General features: G+C 72.0%; 11 protein-coding genes and 1 pseudogene. 6 read left to right on the top strand and 6 right to left on the bottom strand.

Features of this window, described 5'->3' with window-relative positions; translation table 11 throughout:
- Together LX15_RS13005 and LX15_RS13000 are read right to left on the bottom strand one after the other, a co-directional pair.
- Positions 1–259: pseudogene (locus tag LX15_RS13005) on the bottom strand (IS982 family transposase); the annotation flags it as partial.
- Positions 260–322: 63 nt separating this feature from the next.
- Entirely contained in the window at positions 323–1,441 is a 1,119-nt protein-coding gene (locus LX15_RS13000; protein ID WP_253669809.1) for an FAD-dependent monooxygenase, read from the bottom strand.
- A gap of 141 nt (positions 1,442–1,582) precedes the next feature.
- On the opposite strand from LX15_RS13000, the gene LX15_RS12995 reads away from it, so the two are divergent.
- The 4 genes from LX15_RS12995 to LX15_RS12980 all read left to right on the top strand — a co-directional run bounded on the left by LX15_RS12995 (position 1,583) and on the right by LX15_RS12980 (position 6,659).
- On the top strand, positions 1,583–2,617 hold the full coding sequence (locus LX15_RS12995; RefSeq protein ID WP_253669808.1) for a TetR/AcrR family transcriptional regulator C-terminal domain-containing protein: 1,035 nt from the start codon (positions 1,583–1,585) through the stop codon (positions 2,615–2,617).
- A 244-nt stretch (positions 2,618–2,861) separates the two neighbouring features.
- Complete coding sequence (locus LX15_RS12990) at positions 2,862–3,716, top strand: class I SAM-dependent methyltransferase (protein WP_253669807.1); 855 nt, start codon at positions 2,862–2,864, stop codon at positions 3,714–3,716.
- Positions 3,697–6,177: a molybdopterin oxidoreductase family protein gene (locus LX15_RS12985; protein ID WP_253669806.1), complete on the top strand. Its 2,481-nt coding sequence runs from the start codon at positions 3,697–3,699 to the stop codon at positions 6,175–6,177. Before LX15_RS12990 ends, LX15_RS12985 begins: the two co-directional genes overlap by 20 nt.
- Entirely contained in the window at positions 6,174–6,659 is a 486-nt protein-coding gene (locus LX15_RS12980) for a hypothetical protein (protein WP_253669805.1), read from the top strand. Before LX15_RS12985 ends, LX15_RS12980 begins: the two co-directional genes overlap by 4 nt.
- A gap of 9 nt (positions 6,660–6,668) precedes the next feature.
- Here the strand turns inward: LX15_RS12980 and LX15_RS12975 are convergent, their stop codons facing one another.
- From LX15_RS12975 to LX15_RS12965, 3 genes are all read right to left on the bottom strand, one after another.
- Positions 6,669–6,938, bottom strand: a complete 270-nt coding sequence (locus LX15_RS12975; protein WP_253669804.1) for a hypothetical protein — start codon at positions 6,936–6,938, stop codon at positions 6,669–6,671.
- A 1,098-nt stretch (positions 6,939–8,036) separates the two neighbouring features.
- On the bottom strand, positions 8,037–9,335 hold the full coding sequence (locus tag LX15_RS12970; protein WP_253669803.1) for a serine hydrolase domain-containing protein: 1,299 nt from the start codon (positions 9,333–9,335) through the stop codon (positions 8,037–8,039).
- A gap of 263 nt (positions 9,336–9,598) precedes the next feature.
- A complete protein-coding gene (locus tag LX15_RS12965; protein ID WP_253669802.1) occupies positions 9,599–10,417 on the bottom strand; it encodes a lipase family protein in 819 nt (272 codons plus the stop codon).
- A 239-nt stretch (positions 10,418–10,656) separates the two neighbouring features.
- On the opposite strand from LX15_RS12965, the gene LX15_RS12960 reads away from it, so the two are divergent.
- Positions 10,657–11,589, top strand: coding sequence for an SMP-30/gluconolactonase/LRE family protein (locus tag LX15_RS12960; protein WP_253669801.1), 933 nt, complete (start codon positions 10,657–10,659; stop codon positions 11,587–11,589).
- Between the two features lie 136 nt (positions 11,590–11,725).
- Positions 11,726–12,793 carry a GDSL-type esterase/lipase family protein gene (locus tag LX15_RS12955; RefSeq protein ID WP_253669800.1) on the top strand — a complete coding sequence of 356 codons (1,068 nt, stop codon included), beginning with the start codon at positions 11,726–11,728 and terminating at the stop codon, positions 12,791–12,793.
- 31 nt (positions 12,794–12,824) lie between these two features.
- Here LX15_RS12955 and LX15_RS12950 read toward each other — a convergent pair whose 3' ends face one another.
- Positions 12,825–13,736 carry a class I SAM-dependent methyltransferase gene (locus LX15_RS12950; protein WP_253669799.1) on the bottom strand — a complete coding sequence of 304 codons (912 nt, stop codon included), beginning with the start codon at positions 13,734–13,736 and terminating at the stop codon, positions 12,825–12,827.
- Positions 13,737–13,952: the final 216 nt, after the last annotated feature.

The raw sequence follows: 13,952 nt of genomic DNA, 5'->3' as shown, positions 1-13,952 counted from the left end.
CCAGAGGCAACGCGGCGCGCAGGCGGCGGTTGTAGCCGGACTGGCCCGGCAGGTCAGGAAACGCCCCGGGCAGGTGGTCAGGCACGAACCGCAGCCACCGTGCCTCGGAGGTGAACCCGAGCAGCGCCTGGGCCACCGCGAGGGTGATCAGCTCCGCATCAGTGAGCTTGGGAGGTCGGCCCCACCGGGGCCTGCCAGCCAGGTAATCGTCGATCTTGACGTAGAGTGCGGTGAGAAGGGTGTTCAGGTCGGTCGTCACAAACTGATCTTGAGCACCCTTCGTCCGTCTCCCGGCACCACCCCGGACTTACGCATTACTCGTCTAGCCGTGCAGCGCGAAGGCGTTCTTGGCCCGCTCCAGCTCCTCCTCCGGCACCTGCCCGTCCTGGTGGTCGGTGGCCAACGCCTGGTTGAGCGCCACGTACGGGCGCATCCGCTCCTCGTAGCGGGCGAAGGCGACGCGGTGGTCCCCCTCGGCCGCGCGCAGTTCCTCGGCCAGGGTGTACGCGCCGACCAGCGCCAGGCTCGTGCCCTGCCCCGACAGCGGCGAGGGGCAGTAGCCGGCGTCGCCGACGAGCACGACCCTGCCCTCGGACCACCGCTCCATGTGGATCTGCGCCATGTCGTCGCAGAAGAGGTCCGTGGCCCGGTCCATGGCCGCCAGCACCCTCGGGGTCTCCCAGCCCAGGTGCGCGAACCGCTCCGCGAGGAGCCGCTTCCACTGCTCGACGTCGCGGGCTCCGCTGTCCGCCGGCTCCGACGGGAACCCGAGCGTGATCCTCAGCTCGGTGTTGTCGCGCGCCGGGTAGACGGCGTAGCCGAGCCCCTCGCGGGTGTCGTCCCTCAGCCAGATCTGCCAGTTGTCGAGCCCGAGGAAGTTGTCGGCGCTGAAGATCGCGATGGACGTGCCGAGCCGGCGGAGGAACGCCTCCTCCGGACCGAAGACCAGCCGGCGGACGCCGGAGTGCAGGCCGTCCGCGCCCACCACGAGGTCGAAGGCACGGGGCCGCGCGTCGGCGAACTCGACCCGCACGCCCCGCTCGTCCTGGGCGAGGGCGGTGACGGAGTCACCGAAGAGGTACTCGACGTCGTCGCGGGTCCGCTCGTACAGCAGTCCGGTGAGGTCGTCCCGCAGCACCTCGACGTCGCCGCTGTCGAGCCGGCCGCTGCTGAGGGTCATCTCGGTGGACCGCATGACCTCGTTGCCGTCCCGGTCCAGCATCGCCATCCCGCGCATGCGGGTGCGCATCCGGCGCACCTCGTCCCCGAGGCCCATCCGGTCCACGACCTCCAGGGCGACCCCTCGGATGTCGATCGCCTGGCCGCCGCGGCGCGGGGCGGGCGCGCGCTCGACCACGGTCGGCGCGAAGCCGTGGCGGCGGAGCAGGTAGGCGAGCGCGGGAGCCGCGACGCTGGCGCCGGAAATGAGAACGGTCTGCATGGGCCATGCCTCCGCATACGGTGTACGCATCTGAACGTACGGAGTATGCACACCAGGTTTTCCCGGGTTCTGTTGTAGAACAGCATCAGGGTCCCCCAGGTCAGACCCCTTTCTGTACTAGCACAAGAACGGAGTGCACGAGTGCCCGCCGCGTCCAACCCGACCGAGCGTTCCGAGCGTCCCGGCCCGCCCGAGCCGCCCTACCTGCGCATCGTCGCCGAGATCCGCCGGCGCGTCACGGACGGCGAGCTGGCCCCCGGGGACCCGGTGCCCTCGGTCCGCCAGATCGCCAGGGAATGGGGCGTGGCGCACGCCACCGCCACCAAGGCGCTCAACACCTTGCGACAGCAGGGAGTCGTGCGGGCCGAGCCCCGTGTCGGCACGGTCGTCGCCGAGGGCGTCCACCGGCCGACGGCCGCGAACACCCCGACCGCGGCGGGCTCGCCCGCTCCCCGACGAGCGCCGGCGGCGGAGCCCGAGCTGACCAGGGACCGGGTCGTGCGGGCCGCGATCGAGATCGCCGACGCCGAGGGGCTGGCCGGGCTGTCCATGCGCGTGGTCGCCGCCCGGCTCGGGGTCGCCACCATGTCGCTCTACCGGCACGTCGACGGCAAGGACGACCTGGTCCAGCTCATGATCGACGCCGTCTACGGCGAGCTGCGGCACCCCGAGCCGCCGCCATCGGGATGGCGACGGCGGCTGGAGGTCGGGGCGCGCGAGCTGTGGGCGCTGCACCGGCGGCACCCCTGGCTGGCGCAGCCGCACGTGCTGACCCGGCCACTGCCCCTGCCCAACATCATCAGGGCGGCCGAGTGGATGCTCGCCGCCCTCGACGGCCTCGGGCTGGACCCGACCACCATGGTCGACCTGCACGTCCTGGTGCACAGCTTCGTCCAGGGCCTCGGGGCGAACCTCGAACACGAGGCGCAGGCGGCCGCCGTCACCGGCCTGACCGAGGACGAGTGGATGGACCGCCAGCTCCCCGCGTTCGCCGACCTCGTCGCGACCGGCCGGTACCCGGTGTTCGGCTCGGTCCTGCGCGCCTTCGCCAGGACCGGGTACGACCTCGACCTCGACACCGTGTTCGAGCTGGGCCTGCGCGCCCTGCTCGACGGGCACGCGCGCGTCATCGAGGAGCGGGCGGGGCAGCGGACGCGGCGTCACTCCTCCGAGTGAAATCGACGTGAAATCGACGTGAAATCGGCCCGTCGGAGGGTGGCCCGGGGCCGGAGGACCACCACGGAGGAACCCTCCGTGACCACGAACGCCCCGAACACCCGAACACCTGAGATCAGCCGCGATCACCTGGGGAAGCCCCGGCCACGCCCGGGCGTCACGCCGACGCGCAGGGGCGCGGGATCTGCTCAACCATGGAGGCGGACCGCGAGCCCGACAGCCCACCATCGTCTGGAGGGTCGGGGTGGACCTGCCCGCCGATCACCCGGGGTTCGACGCGGACGACGTGATCTCGTACCGCGACCCGGGCACCGCCGAGGACTACCAGTCCTGGGACGACACCGTGTGCTGGGTGCTCGGCTACCCGTTCGTGCCACGGGCGCTCGGACTGGTCGCCGGGCGGGGCGGCGTGCTGCTCGACCTGGGCTGCGGCACCGGGGAGTTCGCCCGGTGGCTCGCCCGCGGCTACGGCGTCCACGTCGTGGGGGTCGACTCGTCGCCGGCCATGCTGGAGCTGGCGCGCCGACGCTCCCCCGATCCCCTGGTCAGCTACCACCTGACCGTCGAGGACCGGTTGCCGTTCCTGGCGGCGGCCTCGGTCGACGCGGCCACCGCCTGCTTCGTGTTCAACACCATCGCCGAGCCCGAGCGGCTGCGCGTCCTGGTGGGCGAGGTCGCGCGCGTGCTGCGGCCGGGAGGCAGGTTCACCACGCTCGCGCCCCACCCCGATCACGTGGACGGGGGCCGGTTCGAGGGCTTCCGCCGGGGCGAGCCCGGCGTCCGCTACCGCCCGGGGCAGGCCATCCCGGTCAGGATCCGGCGCACCGACGGCTCGTGGGTGCGGGTCGTGAACGTCTACTGGCCGACCGAGACCTACCGCGACCTGCTCACCGGCGCCGGTTTCCGCGACGTGCGCGTCGACGCGCCCCGGCTGGCCGACGCCGCCGGCGTGGCCGACCCGGCGTTGCTGGCCGCCCGGCCGTGGGCGCTGGAGCGCCACCGGCCCCCGTTCCTGCTGGTGACCGGCGTCCGCGCGGGGAACCCCCACCGGGAGGCCCTGGCGCGGGAAGGAGAGAGCCGTGGTGGACCGAGTCGCTGACATCTGGGGTGCGCGCACCCCACACGGGGTGGACGAGCCCTGGCCCGTGCGGGTCGACCAGTACCTCGCGGAGGGCGTGCCCGAGCACGAGGTCCGGTGGGTCCCGTCGGCCTGCGTGCTGTGCTCCAACGGCTGCGGCATGGACATCGCCGTCCACTCAGGACGGATCGTCGGGGTGCGGGGCCGTGCCGGCGACCGCGTCAACCACGGCCGGCTCGGGCCGAAGGGACTGTTCGGCTGGCAGGCGAACAACGCGCCGGACCGGCTGACCGAGCCGCTGGTGCGCCAGGGCGGGACGCTCCAGCCGGCGACCTGGGACGAGGCGATGGGGCTCGTCGTCGAACGGTCCCGGCAGGTGCTCACCGAGCGCGGCCCTTTGGCCATGGGCTTCTACAACAGCGGGCAGTTGTTCCTGGAGGACTACTACACGCTCTCGGTCGTCGTCCGCGCCGGGATCGGCACCCCGCACCTGGACGGGAACACCCGGCTGTGCACGGCCACCGCCGACTTCGCGCTCAAGGAGTCGTTCGGCACCGACGGCGACCCCGGCTCGCTGCGCGACTTCGACCTGTGCGACACGCTCTTCGTCGTCGGCCACAACATCGCCGAAACGCAGACCGTGCTGTGGGCGCGCATCCTCGACCGGCTGCGCGGCCCCGACCGGCCCCGGCTCGTCGTGGTCGACCCGCGCCGGACCGCGGTCGCGCGGGAGGCCGACGTGCACCTGCCCATCCGCAACGGCACGAACCTCGCCCTGCTCAACGGAATCCAACACGAGCTGATCGCCCACGACCGGGTCGACCGCGAGTTCGTGGCCGCCCACACCGTGGGCTACGAGCGGCTCGCGCGGACCGTGGCCGACTACCCGCCCGAGCGGGTCGCCAAGATCTGCGGCGTCCCCGCCGACGACATCCGCGCCGCCGCCGAGATCCTCGGGGCCGCCGACCGGCTCGTCTCCACGTGCCTCCAGGGCGTCTACCAGTCGCACCAGGCCACGGCCTCGGCCTGCCAGATCAACAACATCAACCTGCTGCGCGGGATGATCGGGGAGCCCGGGCGGACGGTGTTCCAGATGAACGGCCAGCCCACGGCGCAGAACACCAGGGAGACCGGGGCCGACGGCGACCTGACCGCGCTGCGCAACTGGCAGAACCCCGACCACGTCGCCGAACTGGCGCGGATCTGGAACGTCCACCCGCTCCAGATCCCCACCTGGGCGCCGCCGACCCACGTCATGCAGATCTTCCGCCACGCCGAGGAGGGCTCGGTCCGGTTCCTGTGGATCGTGGGCACCAACCCGGCCGTCTCGTTGCCCGACCTGCGCCGCATCCGGTCGATCCTCGCCCAGGAACGCCTGTTCGTCGTGGTCAGCGACGCGTTCCTCACCGAGACCGCGCTCCTGGCCGACGTCGTCCTCCCGGCCGCGATGTGGGGTGAGAAGACCGGGACCTTCACCAACCACGACCGGACCGTGCACCTGTCGGAGAAGGCGGTCGACCCGCCGGGCCAGGCCCGCGCGGACATGGACATCTTCCTCGACTACGCCCGCCGCATGGAGCTGACGGACAAGGACGGCGCTCCCCTGCCGAAGTGGCGCACGCCCGAGGAGTGCTTCGAGGAGTTCAAGCGCGTCACCGTCGGCCGTCCCTGTGACTACAGTGGACTGTCCTACGAGAAGCTGCGCGGCAGCGGCGGAATCCAGTGGCCGTGCGACGAGAACACGCCCGACGGGACCGAGCGCCTCTACGCGGACCACCGCTTCAACACCGACACCGACTACTGCGAGGACTACGGCCACGACCTGCTGACCGGCGCGGCGTACGAACGGCAGGACCACGCGGCGCTGCACCCCGAGGGACGCGCGATCCTCAAGGCGGCGCACTACCTGCCGGCCCACGAGCCGCCGAGCGAGGAATACCCCTTCCTCTACACGACCGGCCGCACCGTCTACCACTGGCACACCCGCACGAAGACCCGCAGGGCGCCCCAGCTCGACGCCGCCGCCCCGGACATGTGGGTGGAGCTGGCACCGGCCGACGCCGAACGCCTGGGGGTCCGCGAGGGCGACGTGGTGCGGGTCGAGTCAGCCAGGGGACGGATCGAGGCGCGCGCCCGCGTCACCGGGGTCCGCGAGGGCGTGGTCTTCGCGCCCTTCCACTACGGCTACTGGGACACCCCGGACGGGGTGAGCGGGGACGGCTGGCACAGGGCCGCCAACGAGCTGACGATCACCGACTGGGACCCGGTGTCGAAACAACCGCTGGTCAAGGTGGCGGCCGTGCGGGTCGAGAAGATCGCCGACGCCGGGGGTGTGCCCTCCCCCGCCCCGACGACGGCCGCGTCCCGTCCCGTCGGGGAGGACCTCCCACCCACCGAGGGCGGCGCGGGAGTGCGCGAGACGGTCGAGGGTGCGAGCGCACCGGTCGAGGCTGTGCGCGAGACGGTCGAGGAGGGGTCATGAGGGTCGGCAGGGCTGTCAGCGACGCGCAGGAGGCCGAGCTGGACCTGGCCCGCCAGCTCCGGCGGGTCGGCGAGCGACACGCGGCCGAGCCGGACCTCTACCACCTCGGGCACACCCTGGCGCGCCGGTGCGGGGAGCACGTGGAGCGGCTGGCCCCGTTCGCCCGGCGCTACGGGGTGCGCGCCAGGGAGGGCAGGACCGAGTCGCCGCACCTGCTGGAGGCGCTGCGCCGCAGGAGCGGCGAGCTGGTCGGTCACTCCGAGCTGGCCGGGCTGCTCCTGCTGCGCGACCTGCGGGACCTCTCCCTCACCGCCCACGAGGCGGAGATCGCGTGGGTGATCCTGGCGCAGGTGGCGCAGGCGGTCAGGGACCCCGAGCTGCTCCAGGTGGCCACGGAGTGCCAGGAGGACGCGCGCACGCGGGGGAAGTGGCTGCGCACGCGGATCAAGCAGGCCGCGCCGCAGGTGCTCGTGGCGGGTTAGCCTGGCGAACTAGCCGCCGCGCCGACGGCGGAACCAGCGGCGCAGGCGCGCGGCCTTCGGCGGTGGGGGCGGTGGCATCCCCCGCACGTGCTCCGGGCACAGGTCGTACTCCCGTCGCTCGTCGCAGTACCACCCGAACTGCCGGGCCACGCGTCGGGCGCCCTCCGGCCCCCGGCCAAAGTAGGTCGGGACGCAGATCCACCGCCAGCAGCGCCCGTACTGGCACCAGATCATCGTGAACAGACCAGTCCTGCTGGGCAACGCGACCATCGGCCCCACGACCGTCCACACCTGTTTGCTCTGGCAACGACCGGGCGCCCGCCGGGGTTCCAGCCCCGCACACCGACGCCCTGCCAGGACAGGAGGCGGGTGGGCCGTGGTGAGGACATGCCGGAGGACGACCCCGAACCCGATGACGACCCCGACGACGAGGACCCCGCCGGGAACGGGCTCGTTCCCGGCGGGGTCCTCTGGTCCGGTCAAGTCGGGGGTCGGCGCGCCCGGTCGCCTCTCGGCGAGAAGCACGACGCGGCTCCAGCCGAACGGTATTCCGCGAAGGCGGTTGGAATGCAGCCCGGGGGACACGTGACGCGCCGACCACAGGGCTCAACGCCGACGCGGGGAAGCTTGTTCCCACCCACGCCCACGACGGCGTCAGATCTGGCTCCGGAGCGTCACCCGTGGGTTTCGGTCCGGGCAGGCGCAGGATGACTCGTGATCACTCCTGCCCATGCGACGCCCCCGGCCGCCGCGCCTCCGTCCACCCCGCCTGCTCCCCACAACCTGGTCGACGACCGGACCTGCGGCCCGCCCCCTACCTCAGGGATCCGCCCCCTACCTCAGGACAGCCCCCACCCGCCCTGGGGGGCGACCCCGCACCCAGCCTATCGGCCACAACACGGCCGCCCCAACGCAAAACCCCGGCCTGTGGACAACTACGGGGCCTGTGGATAAGCCCGACCCCAAGCAGGCGAAAAGACCACACCATCCAGCGACCCCACGGCGCGCCTCCCACCACACAGACACAGAGACACCGAACCGCGACGGAGAGCGAACCACGAACCTGAAGGAAAGGTGCGGCGTTCGGAACGCCTCGCTCCCGCGCTCGCTTCCGCACTGACGGTGGGCGACCAGGAGCACCGGATGAGCAGGGAGGCATTCACTGGACCGGCCGTGTCCCCACGGAGGCCGTACGTCGTCGAGGTCATGGGCGACGTGCTCCAGTTGACGTCATGATGCGGTGACGTGGTGGGCGCCCCAAGGACGCCCACCACGTCGATCAGCACTACCGCTCAAGTAGTACTACCGCTCAAGTAGTACTGCCGATCAACGATCAAGTAGTACCTGCCGACCGATGTCGTCGAATTGGGTCGTCGGTCAGAACCGGGCGGGCTGGAGCGAGAGCTGGGCGACGGCCGCGGCGCTCTCCGGAGCCGCCGCCTTCCCACACAGCCCCAGGTTGAGGACCTTCCCGAGGCTCTTGGCCAGCTTGTCCAGCGCGGCCCCGTCCTCGGGGTCGATCGCGCCCGTCGTCAACGACATCTCGAACCGCTTGCTGCCATCGGCGTTGCTGAACAGGTACGAGTTGTAGCCGTGGATGCCGCCGGTGTGGCCGTAGAACGGCCCACCGCAACCCGGCCCCATGTCCAGCTCGGCCAAGCCCAGACCATACCGCTGCCCCTCGTCGGCGGGACGCATCTTGCGCATCTCGGCCAGCAGCTCGGGCGAGAGCAGCCTGCCGCCCAGCAGGGCCGTGATGAACCGGTCCAGGTCCTTGGTGGTCGAGATCATCTCACCGGCCGAGCCACCCCACGACGGGTTGAGCCGGGTGATGTCGTGCACCGACAGCTTGCCGTTCTCCCGGTAGGAGAAGTAGCCGTGCGCGTGCGGGCCGGGAATGTCGAACCGCGTGCCGGGAACGCTGGTCTCCCGCAGCCCCAACGGCTTCAGGATGCGGCGCTCCACCTGCTTCGCGTACGGCGTCCCGGTCACCTTCTCCACCAACAACCCCGCGAGGATGTAGTTGGTGTTCGAGTAGGACCACTTCGTCCCCGGCTCGAACCGGGCCGGCTTCGACAGCGCCACCCGCACCAGCTCCTCGGGCCGGTAGGTGTGGAACCGGTTCTCCACGTACTCCTTGCCCGTCAACGGGATCCCGGGCTCGACCGAGCCGTCGGGGTTGATCTCCCCGGTGTAGTTGAACAGGCCACTGGTGTGCTGCAACAGCATGCGGACCGTGATCCGCTGGTCCAGCCCGAACTCCGGCAGGTGGCGCGCGACCGGATCGTCCAACCGGACCCTGCCCTCCCCGACGAGCTGGAGGATCACGGTGGACACGAACGTCTTGGTGATGCTGCCGACGCGGAACCGCCCGTTGCTCGGCACCTTCTCGTGCCCGCCGAGCTTCTTCACCCCGGCGGTGCCGACCCAGTCGCCCTGCTGGTCGCGCACCCGGACCTGCACCCCGGCGACGCCCACGGTGGTCAGCTCGTCCATGGCCTGCCGGAGCGCGGCCCTGTCCTGCCCGCGCGACGCCTCCGCCGAGGACTCGGCGGCGTTCGAGGTGGCCGACGCGTCCGGGGTGTTCGGCGCGGCGAGCGCGGTCGCGCCGAACACCCCGGTGGCGAGCGTGGCGGCGAGGACGGCGGCGGTTAACCGGCGAATGCCCAGTCTCACGAGATCTCCTCCCCATAGGACATACGCCCCGAAACGGGACGCGTGCCCATCGTGGAGACCGGGGAAGTGCCCCCGCATCGGTCCTGAGGACGACCTCGTCCCCGACCCTGAGGACGATCTTCTCGGCATGTCCTTCCGGAATCTGTCAGCCTTCCGGCGACCGCCGCCACGCTGTGCGCCGCCGCCCTCGCCCGCGTCAGCCGCCCATGTCCATGTCCATGTCCGTATCCGCGTCCGCGTGCGCGTCCGTGTCCGTGTCCGTGTCAGGCGAGGTTCTTCTCCAACGCCTCGACGTAGCGGTTGACGCTGTGGTCGCGGACCCCGTCGCTGGCGGGAGCGAAGGCGTCGGCGGTCAGGCCCTTCGCCCGGTCGACGACACCACCAAGCATGCTCATCCTCTCCCGCAGCCTGCCCGAGGAGTCGATGTAGCGGACGGCGTCGACGTGGTGGTACGCCGGCTCGGGCGGGAGCTGCGGCACGATGTCGTTGTTGTTGACGAAGCGGAACATGCGGGCGGCGAACGCCTCGTTGTGCGCGGCCGCGAGCAGCCGGTCGCAGGTGCGGGGCTGGCCGAAGGTGTAGATGCCGTCGGCCCGCAGGTTGGGCTTCTCGAAGTACAGCCGCGCGGCGGCCAGCATGGCCAGCGCCCCGCCGAGGCTGTGCCCGGTGAACCAGATCGTCTGGTCCTGGTCGCGCAGGTCCTCCAGCGCCTGCCGCACCTGCGGGTAGATCGACTGGAGTGCCGCGCCGAAGCCGTGGTGGACGTAGCCCTTCCCGCCGTAGCCCGGCGACGGCGGGGTGTTGACGTCGGACAGCCAGTCCTTGATCTTCGCGGGCTCGGTGCCCCGGAACCCGGTGATGATCATGTGGTCGCTGGCCATCGTGTACGCCTGGGTGTCCTCCAGCGGGAACGGGGGCCGGAATGTGGTCTCGTGGTGCCGGACGCGGTCGAAGCCCCACCGGCGGGCCTCCTCGACGATGACGTCCTCGGGCTGGTAGGCGAGCTTGGCCGCGCGGGCCATCCAGTAGGCGAGCGGCAGGCTGTACTCCCTGGCGCGGTGGTCGAGAGCGGCGACGGGCAACGCGGTTCCTCCGGGGGCGCGGGGACGGGGACGCGACCACGGGCGTGGTCGCCGCCGGTTTAGCGAGAAAGTGCGCGCCGGGCCGCCCGCCCGACCCGCCGACCACCCTGACGTGTCACAAAGATCAAACCGCCGGGCGATCCAGGCCGACGGGGAGAGCCCACACGGGGGTCGCGGACGCTCACCTCATGCGGCCCGCCCGGCCAGCCCGCCGGCCACCCCTCGGTCATGCTGGAGCCATGTCGTCGCCGGGAGACGCCCCACCCGTCGTGCGCGGCCCCTACGAGATCCACGACGAGCGGTTCCTGCCCTGCGTGCACGGTGACCTGGCCGTGGAGCGGCTGTGGGAGGGCGGGCGCTGGCTGGAGGGGCCGGTCTACTTCCCCGCCGGCCGTTTCCTGCTGTTCAGCGACATCCCCAACGACCGGCTGCTCCGGTGGGACGAGACGACCGGGGCCGTCGGCGTCTTCCGCTCCCCCTCCGGCCACGCCAACGGCAACACGGTTGATCTTCAAGGTCGCCTGGTGACCTGCGAGCAGGGCAACCGTCGGGTCACGCGCACCGAGCACGACGGCAGCGTCACCGTCCTCGCCGACCGGTACGAGGGTCGCCGGCTGAACAGCCCGAACGACGTCGTCGTGCGCTCCGACGGCTCGGTGTGGTTCACCGACCCCGACTACGGCATCGCCAGCGACTACGAGGGGCACCGCGCCGAGAGCGAGATCGGCGGCTGCCACCTCTACCGCGTGGACCCGGACAGCGGGCAGGTGCGGATCGCGGCGGACGACTTCGACCGCCCCAACGGCCTGGCGTTCACCCGCGACGAGCGTCAGCTCTACGTCGCCGACACCACCGCCGGTCACATCCGCGTGCTGGACCTCGCCGACGGCCCGGCGGGGCCGGTCGCGGGGAGCCGGGTGTTCGCCGAGCCGGCCGACGGCGACGTCGACGGGCTCCGGGTCGACGCCGACGGCCGGGTGTGGGCGGCCGTGGGCGACCACCTCGACTGCTACGACCCCGACGGGTCCCTCCTCGGCCGGCTCCGGGTGCCGGGGAGGGTCGCCAACTTCGTGTTCGGCGGGCCGCGCGGCAATCGGCTGTTCCTCTGCGCCGGCACCGCGCTGCACTCCGTGCTCATGTCCGTGAACGGAGCGCGCCGGACCTCGTCGTGACCGGGTGTTTCGGTCTTCTCGCCCCGAGCCCCGTTCGAGGGTCACCCCTGTGGGGCGGGCGTGACCGAGGCGTCGGTCACCCCCGCCCCGCCGGCGGCTGCGGACGCCGGGGTGGGCTCCGTACACTGATCACGCTATGCGGGCTCTGCGAACCCGGCTGCTCGCCGCCTTGCTGATCATCCCGGTGCTCACGGTGTTCCTCCTCGTCAGCGACCGGCGTCACCTGCCGCCCTCGCCCCCCGAGGACAAACCCCGCGCACTGGTCGCCCTCGGCGACAGCACGATCTCCGGTGAGGGCGCCGGCGACTACGAGCCCGGCACCCGGGGCGAGAACGGCAACTGGTGCCACCGCTCCCCCAACGCCCTCATCCACCGCACCGCGCTGCCCGGCGTCGACCGCACGATCAACCTCGCGTGCTCGGGGGCCAACGCCGACCAGGTCGCCCTCGGCGACGCCACGCAGTACACCGAGGGCTCACAGGCCCGCAGGCTCGCCGACGTGGCCAGGGACAACCGGGTCGTGGCCGTCGTCGTCGGCGTCGGAGCCAACGACGACCCCAAGTTCGGCGACGTCGTGATGCGCTGCATGCGCGCCGGGCTGGTCGGCAGGGACCCCGACTGCCACAAGGACCTCGGGGCGGAGTGGGCCGAGCGCGTCGACCGCATGGTCCCGAAGGTGGTCAGGGCGCTGCACGACGTGCGCTCGGTCATGCGGCGCGCCGGCTACCCCGACACCAGCTACAGCCTGGTGGTCCAGTCGTACGCGGCCCCGGTGGGCACGTCGGTCTCCCCCTCCCTCCAGAACCTCAACGGCTGCCCGTTCCGCACCTCCGACCTGAAGTGGGTCGAGGACAGCGCCGTGGGCCGACTGGCCGCCGGCCTGCACCGCGCCGCCGACCTGGTCGGGGCCCGCTTCCTGGACCTGTCCCGCGCCGGGCGGGGCCACGAGGCGTGCGCCGGCGGCCCGCAGGTCGACCGGGAGTGGTTCGCCCGGCTCAGCCTCGACTGGGAGGCGCTGCGCGACGACCAGCGCGCCGAGCACTTCAGCCAGGAGTCGTTCCACCCCAACGCGCGCGGCCACAGCCAGTTCGGCCGCTGCCTCGGCGAGTTCCTCGCCACCAGGCACGACGAGGCCGCGTGCCTGAAGGGACCCGACGGCTTCCTCCACCCCGTCCCCGACCAGGCCGTGCGGGCCGCCGGCTGAGCGTCACCCGCTGAGGATCACCCGCGCCGCGTCACGACGCGGGGTTCCGGCGTTCGCCGACCCTCGCCCGCACCAGGTTCGCCAGCTCGGCGGGACGCAGCGCGTCCGTGCGCTCCCACAGCGCGGCGTCGACGGAATCGCGTTGCCCGACGTGTTCGACCACCACGAACCCGTGCTCTTCGAGGAGGGCCGACATCGCGTCGGGGCTGAGGACCGTCAGCCAGGGCTCGCCGCCGTCGGCGGCGGCGGACATGACCGCGGAGACGTAGGCCGCGCCGGCGCCGTCCCGCATCTCCGCGGGCAGGATGTAGTCGGCGATGATCTCCGAGCCGGGGGCGAAGCCACCGAGGACCGCCAGGGTCTGACCGAGCGCCTCGCGCGTGAGGTACATCGTGACCCCGAGCCAGCTCACCATCGCGGGGCGCGTCGCGTCGAAGCCGGCCCGGCGGAGCTGGTCGGCCAGCGAGTCGGTCTCGAAGTCGACGGGCACGAAGGTGAGGGTGGCGGGTTCGGCGATCCCGGCGGCGGCCAAGGCGTCCCGCTTCCCCCGCTGGGTCGCGGGGTGGTCGACCTCGAAGACCCGGAGCCGGTCCGCCAGCGCGGACCGGTAGGCGAAGGAGTCGAGGCCAGCGCCGAGGACCACGTACTGGGTGACGCCACGGCGGACGGCCCCGGCGAGGGCGTCCTCGGTGTAGCGGCTCCTGGTGACGGCCTGGGCTCGTGCCCCGGCCAGGATCGGATGGGCACCGTGGACGCGGTGGTAGCCGAGGAGTTCCTCGGCCCGGTCGCCCAGGAGCGCGGCGGCCACGGTGTCGGCGAAGATCCGGGGTTCCGCGTCGACGAGGAGGTGCGCGGCGCGGGCGGCGGCCGCCATCACCGCGGTCTGGCTGGCCTGGCTTGTCGTGTTGGTGTTGGTGTTGGTGTTGCCGGCATGACTGGTCACACGAGGAACAATACGTGTTGGAATGCGCAGTATATCACATGAAGAAAAATTCCACAACCATTCCCGTATTGCGGTCTCGTTTCTTCGAGATGCTCGAGCGGGTTTCCGACGGCTCGACCGCTCTGGCCATCTGGAGCGGGCTGACCTGCGTTTGACCGTCCGGGGTCGGGGCGGAACCGCTGTCGCGGCCCGCCCCGACCCCGGCAGAAGCGCGAG

This window comes from Streptoalloteichus tenebrarius (genome assembly GCF_024171885.1).
Taxonomy (GTDB): Bacteria; Actinomycetota; Actinomycetes; order Mycobacteriales; family Pseudonocardiaceae; genus Streptoalloteichus; species Streptoalloteichus tenebrarius.
This window is presented reverse-complemented; position numbering and strand designations above follow the sequence as displayed.

Coding starts and splice junctions, on each gene's coding strand:
- LX15_RS13000 (WP_253669809.1), bottom strand. CDS start 1,441: ATGCAGACCGTTCTCATTTCCGGCGCCAGCGTCGCGGCTCCCGCGCTC.
- LX15_RS12980 (WP_253669805.1), top strand. CDS start 6,174: ATGAGGGTCGGCAGGGCTGTCAGCGACGCGCAGGAGGCCGAGCTGGAC.
- LX15_RS12960 (WP_253669801.1), top strand. CDS start 10,657: ATGTCGTCGCCGGGAGACGCCCCACCCGTCGTGCGCGGCCCCTACGAG.
- LX15_RS12955 (WP_253669800.1), top strand. CDS start 11,726: ATGCGGGCTCTGCGAACCCGGCTGCTCGCCGCCTTGCTGATCATCCCG.